Consider the following 18510-nt stretch of genomic DNA (forward strand, 5'->3'; position numbering starts at 1 on the left):
CCCTGGCTCGTCGCCGCCCGGTTGATCCAGGAGGCGGGTCGTTGCCGCCGTTGGCTCGGCGGGTCTGTCGTTGGTCGTCTCGTGGGGGCTCAGCGGCGGTCGCCGATCAGCGCCGTCAGCTCGGCGCGCTCCGCCGCGTCCAATTCGGTCAGCGGCGGCCGGACCGGGCCGGCGTGGCGGCCGACGGCGCTCATCCCCGCCTTGACGATCGAGACCGCGTAGCCGCGCTTGCGGTTGCGGATCGCGATGTAGGGGAGGACGAAGTCGCGCAGCTCCCGGTAGACGGCGTCGCGGTCCCGGCGGCGCACGCTGTCGTAGAAGGACAGCGCCCATTCGGGCAGGAAGTTGAAGATCGCCGAGGAGTAGGTGGTGACGCCCATCTCCAGATACGGCAGCGCGAAGGTCTCGGCGGTGGGCAGGCCGCCGACATAGGTCAGGCGGTCGCCCAAAGCGGCGTAGATCCGGGTCATCAGCTCGACATCGCCGACGCCGTCCTTGAAGCCGACGAGGTTCGGGCAGCGCTCGCACAGGCTGGCGAGCGTCTGCTCGTTGAGCTGGGCGTTGGCGCGGTTGTAGACGATGATCCCGAGAGAGGTCGCGCGGCAGACCGCCTCGATATGGGCGGCGAGACCGGCCTGCTCGGAGCCGACGAGGTAGGGCGGCAGCAGCAGAATTCCGTCCGCGCCGGCGGCCTCGGCGGCCCGGGCCATCTCGACCGCCAGGGCGGTGCCCTGGCCGGCGGGGGCGATGACCGGCGTGCGGCCGCGGGTCTCCGCGACGGCGGCGCGCAGGACCCGGTCGATCTCGGCGGGCGTCAGCGAGAAGAACTCGCCGGTGCCGCCGGCCGCGAACAGGCCCGAGACCTTGTAGTCGGCCAGCCGCCCGAGATTGTCCCGATAGGCGGTCTCGTCGAAGCCGAGATCGTCGCGGAAATGGGTGACCGGAAACGACAGCAGGCCGGAGCCCAACACGCGCGCCATCTCGACCGGGGTCATCCGCGCCATCGATTCCTCTCTCTGATGCGCACCGTTCGGTGTCGCGTCCGGGGTTAGGCGCAGGCCTTCGATGCGTCCAACGTTGATTTTGGCTGGATTATCCCGGATTTTGCATCAATGTTCGATCTCGGCCACGCCCGCAGCTTCATCGCCGTCGCAGAGGAGATGCATTTCGGCCGGGCCGCGGCACGGCTGAACCTGACCCAGTCGCCCCTGTCGCGGCAGATCCAGATGCTGGAGCAGACGCTGGGCGTGACGCTGCTCGAGCGGACCACACGGGCGGTGCGCCTGACCCCGGCGGGCCGGACCTTCCTGGCGGAGGCCCACCGGGTGCTGGCGGCGGCCGAGAACGCCGCGCGCATCACGCAGCGCGCCGACCGGGGCGAGAGCGGGGTGCTGCGCCTCAGCTTCACCGCCGCCTCGGCCTACCGGACGCTGCCCCAGGTCGTCGCCCATGTCCGCCGGACCCTGCCCGAGGTCGACCTCGTGCTGGAGGAGATGGTCTCGGACGAGCAGATCCTGGCTTTGGGCGAGAACCGCACCGATCTCGCGATCCTGCGGCCAAGTCCGGTCCTGCAGGATCCGAAATCCGCGATCGCGACGGCGCCGCTCGCACGGGAACGGCTGCTGCTCGCGGTCCCGCGCGGACACCGCCTGGCGACCGCCCGCACCCCGACCCTGCGGGATCTCGACGGCGAGGCCTTCGTGACGTGGTCGCCCCGGGGTGGCCGCTACTTCATCGACCTCCTCGACAGGCTGTTCGAGGCCGGGGGCGTGCAGCCGCGGATCGTGCAGCGGGTGAATCAGGTCCACGCGATGCTGGCGCTCGTCGGCGCGGGCATCGGCGTCGCGCTGGTGCCGGGCAGTGCCCGGGGCAACAGCATGGCCGATATCCGGCTCCGGCCGATCGCCCTGCCCGCCACGACCGGGCCGGAGCTGTGGCTCGCGTGGCGCACCGACAATGCCAATCCGTGCCTGCCTTCCGTGCGCGCCGCCGCGCTCGAAACCGGCGAGGCGTGACGGCCGGCTCGGCAGCGCCCTGGAAAGTCGATGCGGCCGGCGATAGCCTGCCGGCCCGCCCCGCGTCCGGTCGCAGAACCGTGCGGGGCCGCTTCCCCCGGATCAGGCAGGCACCATGAAAGTTTCGGCCGACCTCTGCATCGTGCCGATGGGCGTCGGCCCGTCGGTCTCGCCCTACGTCCGGGCGATCAAGGACATCATCGAGGCGAGCGGGCTCACCGCCACGATGCATCCCAACGGCACGAACATCGAGGGTGAGCTGTCGGAGATCTGCGCGCTGGCCGAGCGATGCGAGGCGAAGCTCGCCGAACTCGGCGTCCAGCGGACCTTCTTCACGCTGATCTTCTCGACGCGCCGCGACAAGGATCAGTCGATGGCCGACAAGCTCGCGGCGGTCTCCTGACCGCGAGGACGGGCACGGACGCAGAGCCGCTCCCGATCAGGTCGGCGGAGTGACGACAGCCGAGCCCGCGCCGAGCGAGGCGCGGGTCCCCTCTCCCGTGCGGGAGAGGGACAGGGTGAGGGGCGAGAGCTTTCCGGAAAGACCTGATCCCTCACCCCAACCCTCTCCCGCACGGGAGAGGGGGCGCGTCGCGGCTGTCTCGACCAAAGATGCCTTCTCCAGACCGTCGCAGCGCGATTGCGAGCGGCCCTAGCCGTGGCAGGCGCAGCCGGCGTGCTCGCAGCCGGCGTGATTCTTGTGGCCGTCCGCGCAGTCGTCGCAGCAATAGGCCTTGCCGTCCCGCGACACGGCCTTGGAGACCGGAATCACGCAGACGCAATCCTGGCACGCACACTTCACCATCTCGACGTCGACGCTGGCCATGGTTTCCTCCTCCGGCGGTCGGTCCGCGGCTCGACGTTAGATCCGCGCCATCGGCAAGGAAAGCCGTCCAAGAACGCGGTGACGCGCCCGTGATCCCATTCGCTCCCTCGTGCGTTCCCTTCGTCCGGTGATCGATGCGCCGGATGGGAGGACGGCATGGCCGATCAGAAGACCGACGACGTCCGGATCGAGCCCTATGACGGCCCGGCGGGCGGCTGGGGCTCGGCCCGCTCCCTCGTCGAGATCCTGACCCGTGAGGGCGTGCCGATCACCGGCTCGGCGATGCTGCTGAAGCAGAACAAGCCGGACGGCTACATGTGCACGTCCTGCGCCTGGGCGAAGCCCGCCAAGCCCCTCGCCTTCGAGTATTGCGAGAACGGCGCCAAGGCGACCGCCTGGGAGCAGACGCGGCGGCGGGCGACCCCGGACTTCTTCGCCGAACACACGGTGACCGAACTCCTCGGCTGGAGCGACTACGCCCTCGAAGAGCAGGGACGCCTCACCCATCCGATGCGGTACGATCCGGAGACGGACCGCTACCGGCCCGTCGCCTGGGCGGAGGCCCTCGCGGAGATCGGCCGGGAGCTGAAGGACCTGCGCGCGCAGGACCCGAAATCGGTGGTGTTCTACGCCTCGGGACGGGCCTCCCTCGAGACCAGCTACATGTGGGCGCTGCTCGCCCGGCTCTACGGCAACAACAACCTGCCGGATTCCTCCAACATGTGCCACGAGCCGACCTCGGTGGCCCTGCCGCAATCGATCGGCGCGCCGGTGGGCACGGTGCTGCTGGAGGACTTCGAGACCACCGATCTGATCTTCTTCTTCGGCCAGAATGTCGGGTCGAATTCGCCGCGGATGCTGCACCCGCTCCAGGAGGCGCGGCGCCGGGGGGCCCAGATCATCACCTTCAACCCCCTCCGGGAACGCGGGCTGGAGCGCTTCACCGACCCGCAATCGCCGGTAGAGATGCTGACGCGCTCCTCCACCAAGATTTCGACGCAGTATCACCAAGTGAAAGCCGGCGGGGATCTCGCGGCGCTCACCGGCCTGTGCAAGGCGCTGCTCGCCCTCGACCGGGCGGCGGACGCCGCCGGCCGGCCGGGGGTCCTCGATCGCGCCTTCATCACCGAGCACACCCACGGCTTCGAGGCCTTCGTCCGCTTCTGCGACGGGCAGGATTGGGCCGCCCTGGAGCGGCGCTCCGGACTGACCCGGACGGCGCTGGAGGCGGCCGCCGGCGTCTACGCCCGCGCGAAGGCGGTGATCGGCATCTACGGGATGGGCCTGACCCAGCACCGCAAGGGCACCGAGACCGTCCGGATGCTCGTCAACCTGCTGCTTCTGCGCGGCAATATCGGAAAGCCCGGCGCCGGGATCTGCCCGGTGCGGGGCCACTCGAACGTGCAGGGTCAGCGTACCGTCGGCATCACCGAGAAGCCCGAACTGGCACCGCTCGACCGGCTGAAGGAACTCTACGACTTCGAGCCACCGCGGGAGAAGGGGCTCAACACGGTGGAGACCTGCGAGGGGCTCCTCGATGGACGCGTGAAGGCGTTCATCGGGCTCGGCGGCAACTTCCTGCGGGCGATCCCCGATACCGGCCGGATGGAGCCGGCCTGGCGCCGGCAACGGCTCACGGTGCAGGTCTCGACCAAGCTCAACCGCTCCCACCTCGTGAACGGCGCCGTCGCCTACATCCTGCCGTGCCTCGGCCGGATCGAGATCGACCGGCAGGCGAGCGGCCCGCAGGCCGTGTCGATCGAGAGCTCCACCGCGCAGTTCCATGGCTCGCGGGGGGTGGCCGATCCGGTCGGTCCGCATGTGCGCGCCGAACCCTGGATCGTGGCGGAGATCGCCAAGGCGACCCTGCCGCCGAATCCCCGCATCGACTGGGATGCCTGGGTCGCCGATTACGCGCGGGTGCGCGACGCGATCGAAGCGACCTACCCGAGCGTGTTCCACGACCTGAACGGTCGGATGTTCCAGCCCGGCGGCCTGCTGAAACCGCTGGGCGCCCGCGACCGCAAGTGGGAGACCGAGACCGGGAAGGCGAATTTCGCGGTCCCCGAGGGCCTCGAGGCCGATCCGGACCTTCCCGCCCGCGGCCCGGACGTGCTCGATCTGATCACCCTGCGGTCGAACGATCAGTTCAACACCACGGTCTACGGCTACGACGACCGCTTCCGCGGGGTGAAGGGCACCCGCGACGTGCTGTTCATGAACCGGCGGGACATCGCCCGGCTGGGGCTGAGGGACGGCCTCACCGTCGCCGTGGCGACCGAGGCCGAGGACCAAGTGCCGCGGCGCGTCGGCGGCCTGCGCGTGGTGGCCTACGACATCCCGGAGGGCAACTGCGCCGGGTATTATCCGGAGCTGAACGTGCTGCTGCCGCTTTGGCACCATGACGAGCAGTCCAAGACGCCGGCCGCCAAGGCGATCGCCGTGCGGGTGGCGGCCGCGACCCAGGGCCCGTGAGCGGCGTGTCTGGCGTCCGGTCGCGCGTTCCGGCAAGGAACGACCATGGACCAAGCGACCCCACCCGATGCACGACCGGACACTCCGGTGGAGTCGCGGCTGCGCGCCCTCCTCGACCGGATCGCCGGCGGGGCGCCCCTGCATGAGCCGGGCGCGGACCTGTCGCAGCTGAGCGCCGGGCCGGACGCGCTCGCCGCACAGCCGGACGCCGGCATCGGCACGGACGTCGAGTCCGGCGGACTGGCGCTGGCCGGTGCGGACCTGTCCCGTGCCCGCATGGAGCAGGCCGACCTCTCCGGCGCCAACCTGCGCCGGGCACGCCTCGCCGGCGCCGTCGGACGCTCGACGCGCTTCACCGGCGCGATCCTGGAGGAGGCCGACCTGTCCGAGGCCGACCTCTCGGGGGCGGACTTCACCGGCATCGTCGCTGGTCAGGTGAAGTTCGCCGGGGCGATGCTGGAGGATGCCCGCTTCGGGCACGCCGCGATGCGCTTCGCCGACCTGTCCGGCGCCCTCCTGGACGGGACCGATTTCGCCGAGGCCGACCTCTGGGGTGCGGATTTCTCCGGGGCGGATGCGGACGACACGGTCTTCCGCGGGGCGCGGCTCGACGAGGCCAAGCTCACCGACGCCAATCTGACCCATGCGGATTTCGCCGAGGCGAGCCTGACCAAGGCGTCGCTCGCCGGCTCGCGGCTGCGGGGGGCGCATTTCACCGGGGCGAAGCTCGACGGTGCCGATCTTTCGGGCGCGGATCTCTCGGACACCGACCTCGTACGGCTGAACCTCGGCACCTGCCGCCTGCGGCATGCCCGCTTCGCCGGCGCCTGGCTCAACGGAACGCGGATGAGCGTGGAGCAGCTCGGCGGGGCGGTGGGCGAGGAAGTGGCCGGCGCCTACGAGGCCGCCCAGGCGAGCTACCTCGCGCTGGAGCAGAACTGGAAGAGCATCGGAAGCCACGACGCGGCGAGCTGGGCCTACAAGCGCGGCCGGCGGATGGGCCGCTTCCATGCCGGCCAGCAGGCCCGCGGCGCCTGGGGCGCCCGGGACGGGGCCGGCTTCCTGCGCCACGGCTATCGCTGGACCGCGGACCGCTTCGTCGAGTGGCTGTGCGATTACGGCGAGAGCCTGTCGCGCATCGCCCGGGCCTTCGCCCTGCTGATCGTGGTGTTCGCGGGCCTCTTCGGGCTCACCGGCGGCCTGTTCATCCTGGAGGGGCCGGAGGCGGGGCCGACCTACAATCCCCTCGACCTCCTGAGCTACAGCGCGCTCAACATGATGACCGCCAACCCGCCGGAGATCGGCCTCAAGCCCACCGGCCGCGTCACCAACCTGCTGGTCGGCATCGAGGGCGGCGTCGGCATCATCCTGATGGGGCTCTACGGCTTCGTCCTGGGCAACCGCCTGCGGCGGTGAGGCCGATCGCTCCAGCGCGGCGCAAGCGGCTCATCGCGGCTCCGAGGGCGCCTCAGTCGCTCACGCTGAGCCGCTCGATGACGAGGCTGAGATCCTTGCGGAGGGCGCGGATCTCCGGCTCGCTGAGTTCGAGCTGGCACATCACGCTCTCGCGGACGGAGACCGCGTCGGCGCGCAAAGCGGCGCCCTCGGGCGTCAGGGCGATCTCGACCTCGCGCTCGTCGGACTGGCGGCGGGTCCGGAGCAGGAAGCCCGCGCCCTCCAGGCGCTTCAGCACCGGTGTCAGCGTGCCGGAATCCAGACGCAGGCGCCGGCCGATCTCCGACACGGTGACGCCGTCCTGCTCCCACAGCACCAGCAGGACCAGATATTGCGGGTATGTCAGTCCGAGCCGCTCGAGCAGGGGCCGGTACGACTTGGTCATTCGATGCGCGGCAGCATAGAGCGCGTAGCAAAGCTGGTTATCGAGAAGCAGCGGATCCGTCTCCGGCTCCGCCTCAGCCGTATCGGCAATATACGCCATATCGTTCGCCCATCGCGGTCCACGCACCGCCACTCTCGACCGCGACCGCAGGTCCGTCATTATACCATAACACGGGATGCCGGCGCGCAAGATCCAGACGTGTGATCCGTTCTCTCAACAACCCTATGTGGTTCGTCGCCCGTCTTCAGCGCGCGTCAGCGCCGCCAGGGCGGCGAGGAAGCCGGCCTCGTCCTCCAGGGTCCGGAGGTCGAGGCGGACGGCCTCGTCGCTGATGCGGCCGATCACCGGCACCGGAAGCCGGCGCAGATCCTCGGCGAGCCGCCGGCACCGCCCGCCGCCGCCCCGTCCCCCCGGGGCGTTCGGCGTCAGGACCAGGGCGGCGCTGGGAAGCGTCTCCACCGGCAGGGCGCCGGATCCGATCTGGCTGATGCAGTCGGCGACCGAGACCGTGGCCCGGCCGGCGAGCCGCTCCGCCACCGCGGGGGCGAGGCGCTCGGCCTGTGCGGCGATCGCGTGCCGCTCGCGGGTGAGGAGCCGCAGGGTCGGCAGCTCCGCACGCAGCCGCTCGGGATGCAGATAGAGCCGCAGCACGGCTTCGAGGGCCGCGTAGGTCATCTTGTCGACGCGCAGGGCGCGCTTCAGGGGGTTCTTGCGCACACGGGCGATCAGGTCCTTCCGGCCGGCGACGATGCCGCACTGGACCGCGCCGAGCAGCTTGTCGCCGCTGAAGGTCACGACATCCGCCCGCTCCAGGGCGACCCGGACCGTGGGCTCGGGGGGCAGGCCGTAGGCCGCGAGGTCGACGAGGCTGCCGCTGCCGAGGTCGTCCGCCAGCGGCACGCCCCGCTCCCGGCAGAGGGCGTGGAGGGCGACGGGATCCGCCGCCGCGGTGAAGCCCGCGATGGCGTAGTTGCTCGGATGCACCTTCATCACCAAGCCGGTGCGGGGCCCGAGGGCCTCCGCATAGTCGCGCAGGTGGGTGCGGTTGGTGGTGCCGACCTCGCGCAGGCGGCAGCCGGCCCGCACCATCACGTCCGGCACCCGGAACGAGCCGCCGATCTCCACGAGCTCGCCGCGGGAGACCACCACCTCCTTGCGCATGGCGAGCGCGTTCAGCACCAGCAGGACCGCCGCCGCGTTGTTGTTGACGACCACCGCGGCCTCGGCGCCGGTCAGGCGGCAGATCAGCGCCTCGACATGGTCGTCGCGCTCGCCGCGGGCGCCGGTCGCCAGATCGAATTCGAGGTTGCTCGCCTGCACCATCACGGCGGCCACCGCCTCCGCGGCCGAGCGGGGCAGCAGGGCGCGACCGAGATTGGTGTGGAGCACCGTCCCGGTCAGGTTGAAGACCGGCCGCAGGGACGGGCGGCGCTCGGCGGCGAGCCGCGCGGACGCTTCGGCCCGGATCGCCGCCGCGTCCGGGACGGGGCGGCCCCCGGCCCGGATCCCGGCCAGAACCGTCCGGATGGCATCCGTGAAGGCCGTCCGTCCGTAGGTCTCGAGTTCCGCGGGCGACGCGGCGCCGACGAGGCGCTCCACCGAGGGGATCCGGCGCGGGGACGGCACCGGATCGTCGGCCGGGGGGGTGGGGACGGGCGCATTCATGTCAGGTCAGAAATAACCATCCCCCGGCACGGAGCCAGTCCGTTCCGGCGCGGATAATGCGCGCAGGTTGTTCAGTCTCCGCCCCGACGGTAAGGGCAGATCTGGAAATCGGCGGCCGAGAGTCCATCGCACCCGCGCGGGGCGGGCTCGGCCGCGCCCCCGCCGAGCCCTCTCGGGAGACGCCGCCATGTCCCGATCTTCGATCCAGATCCACCCGATGATCCTGTGCGGGGGGACGGGGACGCGGCTGTGGCCGGCGTCGCGGGAGAGCATGCCCAAGCAGTTCGCCCGGCTGGTGGATGCCGAGCGCTCGACCTTCCAGGCGACGCTGGCGCGGGTGTCGGACGCGTCCGTCTTCGCCAGGCCCACGGTCATCGCCTCGGCGGAGGCCCGCTTCATCGTCGCCGAGCAGCGTGACCAGCTGGGTCTTGCCGCCGACATCCTGCTGGAGCCGCAGGGCCGCGACTCGGCCGCCGCCGTGGCGGTGGCCGCACTGCACGCCGCCGCCGCCGACCCGCAGGCCGTGGTGCTGATCCTGGCCGCCGACCATGTCGTGCCCGACACGGAGGCCTTCGTCGACGCGGTGCGGCGCGCGGCCGCCGGCGCCCAGGCCGGCTACACCATGACGCTCGGCATCGAGCCGGACCGGCCCGCCACCGATTACGGCTACATCCGCCGGGGCGAGCCGATCGCCGAGGCGCCCGGCGCGGCCCGGGTCGCCCGCTTCGTCGAGAAGCCCGACCGGGCCGGCGCCGAGGCGCTGATCACGGACGGCGCCCTGTGGAACTCGGGCTACTTCCTGTTCCGCGCCGACCTGATGCTGGCCGAGCTGGAGGCGTTCGTCCCCGAGGTGCTGGCGGCCGCGCGGGCGGCGCTGGAGGCGGCGGTGACCGACCTCGACTTCGTGCGCCTCGATGCGGCGGCCTTCGCCCAGGCGCCCAAGATCTCGATCGACTACGCGGTGATGGAGCGGACCGCCCGGGCCGGCGTGCTGCCGGTGTCGTTCTCGTGGTCGGATGTCGGCACCTGGGACGCGGTCTGGCAGGTGCTGGACCACGACACGGAAGGCAACGCCGTGCGGGGCCGGGTTTCGCTGATCGGCACGAAGAACAGCCTCGTGCACAGCCAGGGCGAGGGCCTGACCGCGGTGGTCGGGCTGGAGGACGTGGTGGTGGTCTCCACCCCCGACGCGGTGCTGGTGGCCTCCAAGGCGCATTCGGGTCAGGTGAAGGATCTGGTCAACGCCCTGCGGGCCTCGGGCGCGCCGGAGGCGGACGCGCATCTGCGGATGTACCGGCCCTGGGGCTGGTACCAGCGCATCGACATCGGCGAGCGCTTCCAGGTGAAGCGGATCCAGGTGGTGCCGGGCGGGCGGCTATCGCTGCAGAAGCACTACCACCGGGCGGAGCACTGGGTCGTGGTGCGCGGCACCGCCGAGGTGACGATCGACGACCGGGTGGTGCTGGTCCACGAGAACGAGGCGGTCTACCTGCCGATCGGCTCGATGCACCGGCTGGCCAATCCGGGGAAGATCCCGCTGGAGCTGATCGAGGTCCAGGTCGGCTCCTATACCGGCGAGGACGACATCATCCGCGTGGAGGACATCTACGGACGCTGAGCGCGCAGGACCCGACGTCCCTGCGACCCGATCGCCCGCAGGCGCGCTCGGAACATGCGGCCTCCCCGATCGATAGCACAGCGTGTGGCCGTTTCCGTGCGGCCGCGCCGGGCAGCATCGGGGATACCGCATGACGCATAAGCCGCTCCGCGCGCAGGTGATCGTGATCACCGGCGCCTCGTCGGGCATCGGCCTCGCCACGGCCCGTATGGCGGCCGAACGCGGCGCCCGGGTGGTGCTGGCGGCGCGCAGCGGCGACGCCCTGGCGCGCATCCGGGCCGAGATCGAGGGCGTCGGCGGCAAGGCGATCGACGTCGTGGCCGATGTCGGCCGGCGGGCCGACGTGCAGGCGGTCGCCGACCGGGCCGTGGCGACCTTCGGCGGTTTCGACACCTGGGTGAACGTCGCGGGCGGCTCGATCTACGGCCGGCTGCGCGAGATCAGCGACGCCGACCATGAGCGCCTGATCCAGACCAACCTCTGGGGCACCGTCTACGGGTCCCTGGTGGCGACCGAGCACCTGCGGCAGCACGGTGGCGCCCTCATCAACGTCGGCAGCATCGCCTCGGATCTCGCCTTCCCGTACCAGGGCATGTACGCGGCCTCGAAACACGCCGTGAAGGGCTTCACCGATGCCCTGCGCATGGAGCTGATGGACGAGAAGGCGCCGGTCTCGGTGACGCTGATCAAGCCGGCCTCGATCGACACGCCCCTGCCCCAGCGGGCGCGCAACTACATGGACCGCGAACCGAGCCTGCCGCCTCCGATCTACCCACCGGAGGAAGTCGCCAACGCCATCCTGCACGCGGCCGTGCACCCGCAGCGCGACATCATCGTGGGCGGGGCCGGCAAGGCCTTCGTGGCCGGCAAGGAATTCGCGCCCGGGGCCTACGACCACCTCAGCTCGGCGATCATCGCCCTGCAGAAGCGGACGGACGCGCCGCGCAATCCGGACGGCGCCCTGCATGCGCCGGTGGCGGCCGGCGAGACGCGGGGCGACCCGCCCGTCCCGGTCATGCGGACCAGCGCCTATACCCGTGCGAGCCTGCACCCCCTCGCCGCCGCGGCCGGTCTCCTCGGCGTCGGCGCGGTCACGGCCTTCGCGGTGCTCGGCCCATCGTCCGGGCGCCGGCGGCGCCTGTAAGTGGCCGCTGGCACGGAGGCTCTGCCCGGCGCCGCTCGGCCGGCGCAGGGAGCCGGGGCCGATCCCCGGATCGTGCCGCGCCGGATCGTCGCTTTGGCGCAGGACCGGACGATCGCCTACGCGGAGACCGGCACCGGACCGGACCTCGTGGCGATCCACGGCACGCTGATGTGCCTGGAGGACGTCTGGCTCGGCCCCGTGCCGGCACTGGCCGAGCATTTCCGCGTGGTCGCCGTCGACCGACCGGGCCACGGCTTCAGCCGACGCCCGCGGGGCGCCGCCGCCGACATCTGGGATCAGGCCGCGAGCATCCGGGAAGCCGTGCAGCGCCTCGGCCTGCGGCGGCCGGTGATCCTGGGTCACTCGTTCGGCGGGGCCGTCGCCCTGGCGTACGGGATGCTCCATCCTGAGGAGATCGCCGGCGTCGTGGCCCTGGCGCCGATCTGCTTCCCGGAGCCGCGGCTGGAGCAGGTGCTGTTCGGGCCGCGGGCGCTGCCGTTCGGCGGCGACGCTCTGTCGGCCCTCCTGGCCGCGAGCAGCGACCGGATGCTCCTGCCGCTCCTGTGGAACGCGATGTTCTTTCCCGAGGCGATGCCGCCGCGCTTCGCTCGGGACTTCCCGTTCGATCTCGCGGGTCGCCCGGGGCAGATCACCGCCGAGGGGGAGGATGCCGGCTGGCTCTGGCCGGCGCTGACCCGCAACGTCCTCGGCTACCCGTCGCTGCACCGGCCCGTCCGCATCCTGGGCGGCAGCGCCGACCTGGTGGTGAACAGCACCCTGCACGGAATGCGGGCGGCCGGGATGATCCCCGGCGCGCGGTTCGAACGTCTGCCGGACGCCGGCCACATGCTCCATCATTTCCAGGCCGCTGCGGTCGTGCGCGCGGCCTGCGCGGTGCAAGCCTGCGCCTGACGCGTCCGGCGGCCCCGCGCGTGGCGAGGGTGCTTGAAGATGCTGCCCCGTGCAGATTCCGATCAGTCCACCGGACATGGCCCGATCACGGCCCGATCACGGCCTGCGACGGGAATGTTCCGATCCAACGACGCGCCGTTCACCTCGATCCAGCCCGTTATCGCTGCCCGTCGCCGCCGCCGTCGCTTTGACCGCCCGGTTTCCCGCGCAATAAATCTCAGCCGACCCGGAACTTTTCGCCTTCGCATGCGTCGGGCACGCGGATGCGGTGCCGCCAATCCCTGCGCGCGCCCGAAACCTCTTGCGCACACAAGTCGAAAATCGCGACACCAAGGAAAAAAACGCGCGATTAGGATTTTCTTTATCCGATACCCCGAAGATTGAGCACGTAATTCCAGCTCAATCACCTCGGATACTGGCGATCCACATGCCCCGCCTGACAATCGGCCGCAAACTGATTTTGTCGTCCGCCGTGACGGCCTTGTTCGCTACTGGCGTGATCTACAACCAATGGAACAGCGACCGTCGGATCGCGGAAGCGACCGACGCCGTCGCCCGGGAGCAGACGATCCTGACCGGGATCTCGCAGGCGCAGGTCGCCCTGAACCGGATCCAGCTGAGCTTCAAGGCCGTCGATCTGGCCCGGACCGCTTCCGAGGCCGACGCGGCCGTCACCCGGGCGGCCAAGGAAGCCGAGCAGGCGTCACGCGGCCTCGAGCGCCCGATCGCCATCGCGTTGAAGCCGCAGATCCTGCGTGACAGCGGGACAGCGTTGCAGGATCTGGCCGGCGCCGTGAGGACCTATGCCGACGCCGGACGGACGGACCTGCGCGGCGGCGCGGTCGATCCGGACGCGGCGAACGCGGCACGACGGTCGATCACGGAGCAGATCGCCCGGGCCGAGGGCATGATCGATCAGGCCGTGGCCAACGCGCGCGGCTTCACCGACAAGGCCATGGAGACCACGACCGAGCAGGTCAGCGCAGCGACGCGCTTCGGCCTCTTGGCGGGTGCGGCCATGCTGCTGAGCCTGCTCACGGCCGCGATCCTGCTGATGCTCAACATCCAGCGCCCGATCACCCGCTTGGTGGCGGTGCTGGAGCGCATGGCCGCCGGCGAGATCGACGCGGAGATCCCCGAAAGCCAGCGGGGCGACGAGATCGGCGCGCTCGGCCGCGCCGTCGACAACATCAAGACCATGGTCGCCCGCAAAGCCGCTGAGGAAGCGGAACTCCGGCAGATCGCCGATGCGGCCGCCGCGGCGGAGCGCCGGCGCACGATGGTCGAACTGGCCGACAGCTTCGAGCGGGCGGTCGGCGGCATCGTCAGCATGGTCTCTTCGTCCTCCACGGAGTTGCAGGCCACGGCGGAGCAGATGACCGCCAATGCGAGCCAGACGGCCGCGCAATCGACCACGGTCGCCGCGGCGGCCGAGGAGGCGGCGGCCAATGTCGGGACCGTGGCGGCAGCCGCCGAGGAATTGGGGACCTCCGTGCAGGAGATCGGCCGGCAGGTGGCCGGCTCGGCCGGGCTCGCCCAGGCTGCGGTGGCGGAGGCGGACCAGACCACGCGCCTCGTGCAGGAACTCAGCCAGGCCGCCGAGCAGATCGGCGCGATGGTGGGAATGATCTCGAACATCGCCGGCCAGACCAACCTGTTGGCCCTCAATGCGACGATCGAGGCCGCCCGGGCGGGAGAGTCGGGCCGCGGCTTCGCCGTGGTGGCGGCCGAGGTGAAGGAGCTGGCCAATCAGACGGCACGGGCCACCGAGGAGATCGGCCGGCGGATCGGGCAGGTGCAGGGCGTGACCGACCAGGCCGTTTCGGCCATCGGTGGGATCACGGGGCGGATCCGCGAGATCAACGACGTGGCCTCCAGCATCGCGGCGGCCGTCGAGCAGCAGAGCGCCGCCACGCAGGAGATCGTGCGCAACGTGGCGCAGGCTTCGAGCGGCACGGCCGAAGTGACCGGCAACATTGCGGGTGTGGCCCACGCCTCCGAAGACACGGGCGCAGCCGCCGCGCACGTCCTCACCTCGGCGTCCGAGCTGTCGCAGCAATCCGAACATCTGTCGGCCGAGGTGCGACGCTTCCTGACCACCGTCCGGGCGGCCTGAGCCCGCCCGGCAGGCCTCCTCGCGATGCCCGATCGGGTCGCGCCTGGCGGTGCGACCTAATCGGCCGAGGCGTAGGCCGGCCCCGAGGTCGCGATTCACACGACGTGCGCCGATCGGCCCTCGATACGCCAGACCGGCACATGGCTCTCAAACAATTGCAATCGTTGACGTTCGGAGGCGCTGCCGCTCAGCCCACAGATCGATGCTCCACCCCGGGCCAAGTGGCGCGCGGACAGATGCGCAGGATCGAAAGGTACGCATTGGCCCTCGGTCCTGCCGCAGAAGACGCCGTCGAAACCGACGCGCCGCCGGACCGCGCGTGATCCCCTCCGGGACCTCGTTACGAGGCCCGGCTCGCCCCCTGGCGCGCTTTGCCGGCTCGGTGGCGTGGCGGTGCCGTCAGAACGGTCCCCGCGCAGAACGTGCGACCGATGGAACGGCCAGCTCCGCGAAAGAGGGAGGTTTCTGGTGGGCGGTGAGGGACTCGAACCCCCGACCCTCTCCGTGTAAAGGAGACGCTCTACCAACTGAGCTAACCGCCCGGCCGGCGACCGTTACGGCATGGCGCCGGTGCGGTGCAAGGGGCTCCGTTTCGGATCGGCGTCAGGGATCGACGAGCCGCGCCGCCAGTGCCGGCGCCAAGCCAACGCTCTCCACGGGCTCTGGCCTGAACCGGACCGTCCCGGTCGCCCCCGCTGCCAGAACCGCACGGGTTCCCGCCTCGACCGAGCAGATCAGCGGAACGGGAACCTGCGCCGCGATCCGCCGCGCCAGTCCCGCGAGGCCGGCACCTCCGAGAATGACGCGCTCGGCGCCGGACGCCGCGCAGGCGCGGCAGGCCTCGGCCAGGGTCGCCAGGGCGGCGTCCGGATCACGGGCGATGGAGCCACCGCTCGGAGCCACCGTGTGGAGCGCCGCCAGAGCATCGGACAGGCCGAGGGCCGCCACGAATTCCCGCAGCATCGGCTCCCAGGCCGCGCCCCCGGTGACGATGCCGAAACGGCCCGCCGCGGCGGCCTCGCGACAGGCGGCTTCCGCCATGCCGATGACCGGCACCCGCGACAGCTCGCGCAGGGCGAGAAGACCCGGATCGCCGAAGCAGGCCAGATACACCGCGTCGCACTCAGCCCCATGCTCCGCGAGGGCGTCGAGCGCCGCATGGCCGGCGATGGATGCGGCAGCCCGGCTCGCGATGTAACGCGCCCCGAAGCGGCCTGTGACGGCGCGCAGTTCCGCTTGGTCACCGAGTTGCGCACGGACATGGGCGGCGACGAGGTCGGTGACATGCGCGCTGGTGTTCGGGTTGATCAGCAGGACGCGCATCCAAGCCTCCGCGCATGAAAAAGCCCCCGGGGCGCGAAGCTCCGGGGGCTCGTATCATTCGGACGTCTTCGTCAGTGAGCCACGAAGGCGGCGCCGTCTTCCTCGGTCCGGGCAGGCTTGGCCACCGGCAGCGGCTCTTCCCACTCGATCGCCTCGGGCTGACGGACCAGCGCCTTCTCCAGCACCTGATCCATCCGCGAGACCGGGACGATCTCCAGCCCGTTCTTCACGCTGTCGGGCACCTCGGCGATGTCCTTGGCGTTCTCCTCGGGGATCAGCACCGTCTTGATACCGCCGCGCAGCGCGGCGAGCAGCTTCTCCTTCAGGCCGCCGATCGGCAGGACCCGACCGCGGAGCGTCACCTCGCCGGTCATCGCGACGTCACGGCGGACCGGGATCCCGGTCAGCGTCGAGATGATCGCGGTGGCCATGGCGATGCCGGCCGACGGACCGTCCTTCGGGGTCGCCCCCTCCGGAACGTGGACGTGGATGTCGCGACGCTCAAAGAGCGGCGGCTCGATCCCGAAGTCGATCGCCCGGGAGCGGACGTAGCTCGCCGCCGCCGAGATCGACTCCTTCATCACGTCCTTCAGATTGCCGGTGACCGTCATCTTGCCCTTGCCGGGCATCATGACGCCCTCGATCGTCAGCAACTCGCCGCCGACCTCGGTCCAGGCCAGACCCGTGACCACACCCACCTGATCGTCCGCGTCGATCTCGCCGTAGCGGAACTTCGGCGGGCCGAGGAAGACCGGAAGGGTCTCCGTCGTCACCGCGACCGACTTGGTCTTGGTGATCAGGATCTCCTTCACCGCCTTGCGGATCAGGTTAGACAGCTCGCGCTCCAGGTTCCGGACGCCGGCCTCCCGCGTGTAGCGGCGGACCAGCATCATCAGCCCGTCATCGTCGATCGACCACTCGTGCGTCCCCAGCCCGTGCTTCTTCAGGGCGTTCGGGATCAGGTGCTTGCGCGCGATCTCGACCTTCTCCTCCTCGGTGTATCCGGCGATGCGGATCACCTCCATCCGGTCCATGAGCGGGCCCGGGATGTTGAGGGTGTTGGCCGTGGTCACGAACATCACGTTCGAGAGGTCGTAATCCACCTCCAGGTAGTGGTCGTTGAAGGTGCTGTTCTGCTCAGGGTCGAGCACCTCGAGGAGCGCCGCCGACGGATCGCCGCGGAAGTCCATGCCCATCTTGTCGATCTCGTCGAGCAGGATGAGCGGGTTCGAGGTCTTGGCCTTGCGCATCGACTGCACGATCTTGCCGGGCATCGAGCCGATATAGGTCCGGCGGTGACCGCGGATCTCGGCCTCGTCACGGACGCCGCCGAGCGACATGCGCACGAACTCACGACCCGTCGCCTTGGCGATGGACTTGCCGAGCGAGGTCTTGCCGACGCCGGGGGGACCGACGAGGCACAGGATCGGACCGGTGAGCTTATTCGCCCGCTGCTGCACGGCGAGGTACTCGACGATCCGCTCCTTGACCTTGTCAAGGCCGAAATGGTCCTCGTCGAGGAGCGCCTGCGCGCCGAGCAGATCCTTCTTGATCTTCGAGCGCTTGCCCCACGGGATGCCGAGCATCCAGTCGAGGTAGTTGCGCACGACGGTCGCCTCGGCCGACATCGGCGACATCTGGCGCAGCTTCTTCAGCTCCGCCGTCGCCTTGTCGCGGGCCTCCTTGGAGAGCTTTGTCTTCTCGATCTTCTCTTCCAGCTCAGCCAGCTCGTCGCGGCCATCCTCGGAGTCGCCCAACTCCTTCTGGATCGCCTTCATCTGCTCGTTCAGGTAGTACTCGCGCTGGGTCTTCTCCATCTGCCGCTTGACGCGGGTCCGGATGCGCTTCTCCACCTGCAGCACGGAGATCTCGCTCTCCATGAGCGACAGCACGCGCTCGAGGCGCTGCGCCACCGTGGGGGTCTCCAGGATGCCCTGCTTGTCGGAAATCTTAACGAGCAGATGCGAGCCGATCGTGTCGGCGAGCTTGGACGGCTCGTCGATCTGGGTCACGGCGGAGACGACCTCGGGCGAGATCTTCTTGTTCAGCTTGACGTAGTTCTCGAACTCCGAGAGCACCGAGCGCGCGAGCGCCTCGGCCTCGACGCGGTCGCCGAGTTCGTCGTGCAGGGCCTCGGCGGTGGCCTCGTAGTACTCGTCCGAGCGGGTGAAGCCCGTGACCTTGGCGCGGCCGACGCCTTCCACCAGCACCTTCACGGTGCCGTCGGGCAGCTTCAGGAGCTGGAGGACGGAGGCAAGGGTGCCGATCTTGTAGATCGCATCGGTGGCCGGATCGTCGTCGCCCGCGTTGATCTGGGTGGCGAGCAGGATGTGGCGGTCGGTGCGGACCGCCTCCTCAAGGGCGCGGATCGACTTCTCGCGCCCCACGAACAGGGGCACGATCATGTGCGGGAAGACGACGATGTCGCGCAGGGGGAGGACGGCGTAGGTGCCCGTCGTGCCCGGGACCACCGGCTGGCGCGATTTCGACTGTGACATGCTGACTTCCTCTCAGGGACGCCCGGGTTCAGCACCTCCAAGCATGGAGCGCGCCTACAGCCAGGGGCCGACCGGGCC

At 70.5% G+C, this 18510-nt stretch carries 14 protein-coding genes and 1 tRNA gene; 8 read left to right on the forward strand and 7 right to left on the reverse strand.

Annotation, left to right across the window (positions count from 1 at the left end):
- Positions 1-89: 89 nt before the first annotated feature.
- Positions 90-1004, reverse strand: a complete 915-nt coding sequence (gene kdgD, locus A3862_RS05530) for a 5-dehydro-4-deoxyglucarate dehydratase (RefSeq protein WP_043760238.1) — start codon at positions 1002-1004, stop codon at positions 90-92.
- A gap of 108 nt (positions 1005-1112) precedes the next feature.
- Here kdgD and A3862_RS05535 point away from each other — a divergent pair, with 108 nt between their 5' ends.
- Together A3862_RS05535 and A3862_RS05540 are read left to right on the forward strand one after the other, a co-directional pair.
- The gene (locus A3862_RS05535; RefSeq protein ID WP_043357021.1) at positions 1113-2015 is read left to right on the forward strand and encodes a LysR substrate-binding domain-containing protein; all 903 of its coding nucleotides are present in this window, start codon (positions 1113-1115) and stop codon (positions 2013-2015) included.
- Positions 2016-2130: 115 nt separating this feature from the next.
- Positions 2131-2418 (forward strand): MTH1187 family thiamine-binding protein, encoded by a 288-nt coding sequence (locus A3862_RS05540; RefSeq protein ID WP_043357022.1) that lies wholly within the window; start codon positions 2131-2133, stop codon positions 2416-2418.
- Positions 2419-2667: 249 nt separating this feature from the next.
- On the opposite strand, the gene A3862_RS05545 is transcribed toward A3862_RS05540, so the two are convergent.
- Positions 2668-2841, reverse strand: coding sequence for a metallothionein (locus A3862_RS05545; RefSeq protein WP_043357024.1), 174 nt, complete (start codon positions 2839-2841; stop codon positions 2668-2670).
- 156 nt (positions 2842-2997) lie between these two features.
- Between A3862_RS05545 and A3862_RS05550 the strand changes: the two genes are divergently transcribed.
- Both A3862_RS05550 and A3862_RS05555 read left to right on the forward strand, forming a co-directional pair.
- Positions 2998-5316 (forward strand): FdhF/YdeP family oxidoreductase, encoded by a 2319-nt coding sequence (locus tag A3862_RS05550; protein WP_043760236.1) that lies wholly within the window; start codon positions 2998-3000, stop codon positions 5314-5316.
- 45 nt (positions 5317-5361) lie between these two features.
- The gene (locus A3862_RS05555; RefSeq protein ID WP_043760234.1) at positions 5362-6732 is read left to right on the forward strand and encodes a pentapeptide repeat-containing protein; all 1371 of its coding nucleotides are present in this window, start codon (positions 5362-5364) and stop codon (positions 6730-6732) included.
- A gap of 52 nt (positions 6733-6784) precedes the next feature.
- Here A3862_RS05555 and A3862_RS05560 read toward each other — a convergent pair whose 3' ends face one another.
- Together A3862_RS05560 and selA are read right to left on the reverse strand one after the other, a co-directional pair.
- Positions 6785-7255: a MarR family winged helix-turn-helix transcriptional regulator gene (locus tag A3862_RS05560; protein ID WP_043760232.1), complete on the reverse strand. Its 471-nt coding sequence runs from the start codon at positions 7253-7255 to the stop codon at positions 6785-6787.
- A gap of 123 nt (positions 7256-7378) precedes the next feature.
- Positions 7379-8821 carry an L-seryl-tRNA(Sec) selenium transferase gene (gene selA, locus A3862_RS05565; protein WP_052083774.1) on the reverse strand — a complete coding sequence of 481 codons (1443 nt, stop codon included), beginning with the start codon at positions 8819-8821 and terminating at the stop codon, positions 7379-7381.
- A gap of 187 nt (positions 8822-9008) precedes the next feature.
- On the opposite strand from selA, the gene A3862_RS05570 reads away from it, so the two are divergent.
- From A3862_RS05570 to A3862_RS05585, 4 genes are all read left to right on the forward strand, one after another.
- Positions 9009-10439: a mannose-1-phosphate guanylyltransferase/mannose-6-phosphate isomerase gene (locus A3862_RS05570; protein ID WP_043760230.1), complete on the forward strand. Its 1431-nt coding sequence runs from the start codon at positions 9009-9011 to the stop codon at positions 10437-10439.
- Between the two features lie 130 nt (positions 10440-10569).
- Positions 10570-11583: an SDR family oxidoreductase gene (locus A3862_RS05575; RefSeq protein WP_043387397.1), complete on the forward strand. Its 1014-nt coding sequence runs from the start codon at positions 10570-10572 to the stop codon at positions 11581-11583.
- Positions 11584-12495 (forward strand): alpha/beta fold hydrolase, encoded by a 912-nt coding sequence (locus tag A3862_RS05580; protein ID WP_043760228.1) that lies wholly within the window; start codon positions 11584-11586, stop codon positions 12493-12495.
- Positions 12496-12922: 427 nt separating this feature from the next.
- Positions 12923-14611, forward strand: coding sequence for a methyl-accepting chemotaxis protein (locus A3862_RS05585; protein ID WP_043760226.1), 1689 nt, complete (start codon positions 12923-12925; stop codon positions 14609-14611).
- Positions 14612-15077: 466 nt separating this feature from the next.
- Here the strand turns inward: A3862_RS05585 and A3862_RS05590 are convergent.
- The 3 genes from A3862_RS05590 to lon all read right to left on the reverse strand — a co-directional run bounded on the left by A3862_RS05590 (position 15078) and on the right by lon (position 18432).
- Positions 15078-15153 (reverse strand) — tRNA-Val (locus tag A3862_RS05590).
- Between the two features lie 61 nt (positions 15154-15214).
- The gene (locus A3862_RS05595; RefSeq protein ID WP_043760225.1) at positions 15215-15934 is read right to left on the reverse strand and encodes an aspartate/glutamate racemase family protein; all 720 of its coding nucleotides are present in this window, start codon (positions 15932-15934) and stop codon (positions 15215-15217) included.
- A 71-nt stretch (positions 15935-16005) separates the two neighbouring features.
- Positions 16006-18432 carry an endopeptidase La gene (gene lon, locus A3862_RS05600; protein WP_043357208.1) on the reverse strand — a complete coding sequence of 809 codons (2427 nt, stop codon included), beginning with the start codon at positions 18430-18432 and terminating at the stop codon, positions 16006-16008.
- Positions 18433-18510: the final 78 nt, after the last annotated feature.

This window comes from Methylobacterium sp. XJLW (genome assembly GCF_003254375.1).
GTDB lineage: Bacteria > Pseudomonadota > Alphaproteobacteria > Rhizobiales > Beijerinckiaceae > Methylobacterium > Methylobacterium fujisawaense.

Coding starts and splice junctions, on each gene's coding strand:
- kdgD (WP_043760238.1), bottom strand. CDS start 1,004: ATGGCGCGGATGACCCCGGTCGAGATGGCGCGCGTGTTGGGCTCCGGC.
- A3862_RS05535 (WP_043357021.1), top strand. CDS start 1,113: ATGTTCGATCTCGGCCACGCCCGCAGCTTCATCGCCGTCGCAGAGGAG.
- A3862_RS05540 (WP_043357022.1), top strand. CDS start 2,131: ATGAAAGTTTCGGCCGACCTCTGCATCGTGCCGATGGGCGTCGGCCCG.
- A3862_RS05545 (WP_043357024.1), bottom strand. CDS start 2,841: ATGGCCAGCGTCGACGTCGAGATGGTGAAGTGTGCGTGCCAGGATTGC.
- A3862_RS05550 (WP_043760236.1), top strand. CDS start 2,998: ATGGCCGATCAGAAGACCGACGACGTCCGGATCGAGCCCTATGACGGC.
- A3862_RS05555 (WP_043760234.1), top strand. CDS start 5,362: ATGGACCAAGCGACCCCACCCGATGCACGACCGGACACTCCGGTGGAG.
- A3862_RS05560 (WP_043760232.1), bottom strand. CDS start 7,255: ATGGCGTATATTGCCGATACGGCTGAGGCGGAGCCGGAGACGGATCCG.
- selA (WP_052083774.1), bottom strand. CDS start 8,821: ATGAATGCGCCCGTCCCCACCCCCCCGGCCGACGATCCGGTGCCGTCC.
- A3862_RS05570 (WP_043760230.1), top strand. CDS start 9,009: ATGTCCCGATCTTCGATCCAGATCCACCCGATGATCCTGTGCGGGGGG.
- A3862_RS05575 (WP_043387397.1), top strand. CDS start 10,570: ATGACGCATAAGCCGCTCCGCGCGCAGGTGATCGTGATCACCGGCGCC.
- A3862_RS05585 (WP_043760226.1), top strand. CDS start 12,923: ATGCCCCGCCTGACAATCGGCCGCAAACTGATTTTGTCGTCCGCCGTG.
- A3862_RS05595 (WP_043760225.1), bottom strand. CDS start 15,934: ATGCGCGTCCTGCTGATCAACCCGAACACCAGCGCGCATGTCACCGAC.
- lon (WP_043357208.1), bottom strand. CDS start 18,432: ATGTCACAGTCGAAATCGCGCCAGCCGGTGGTCCCGGGCACGACGGGC.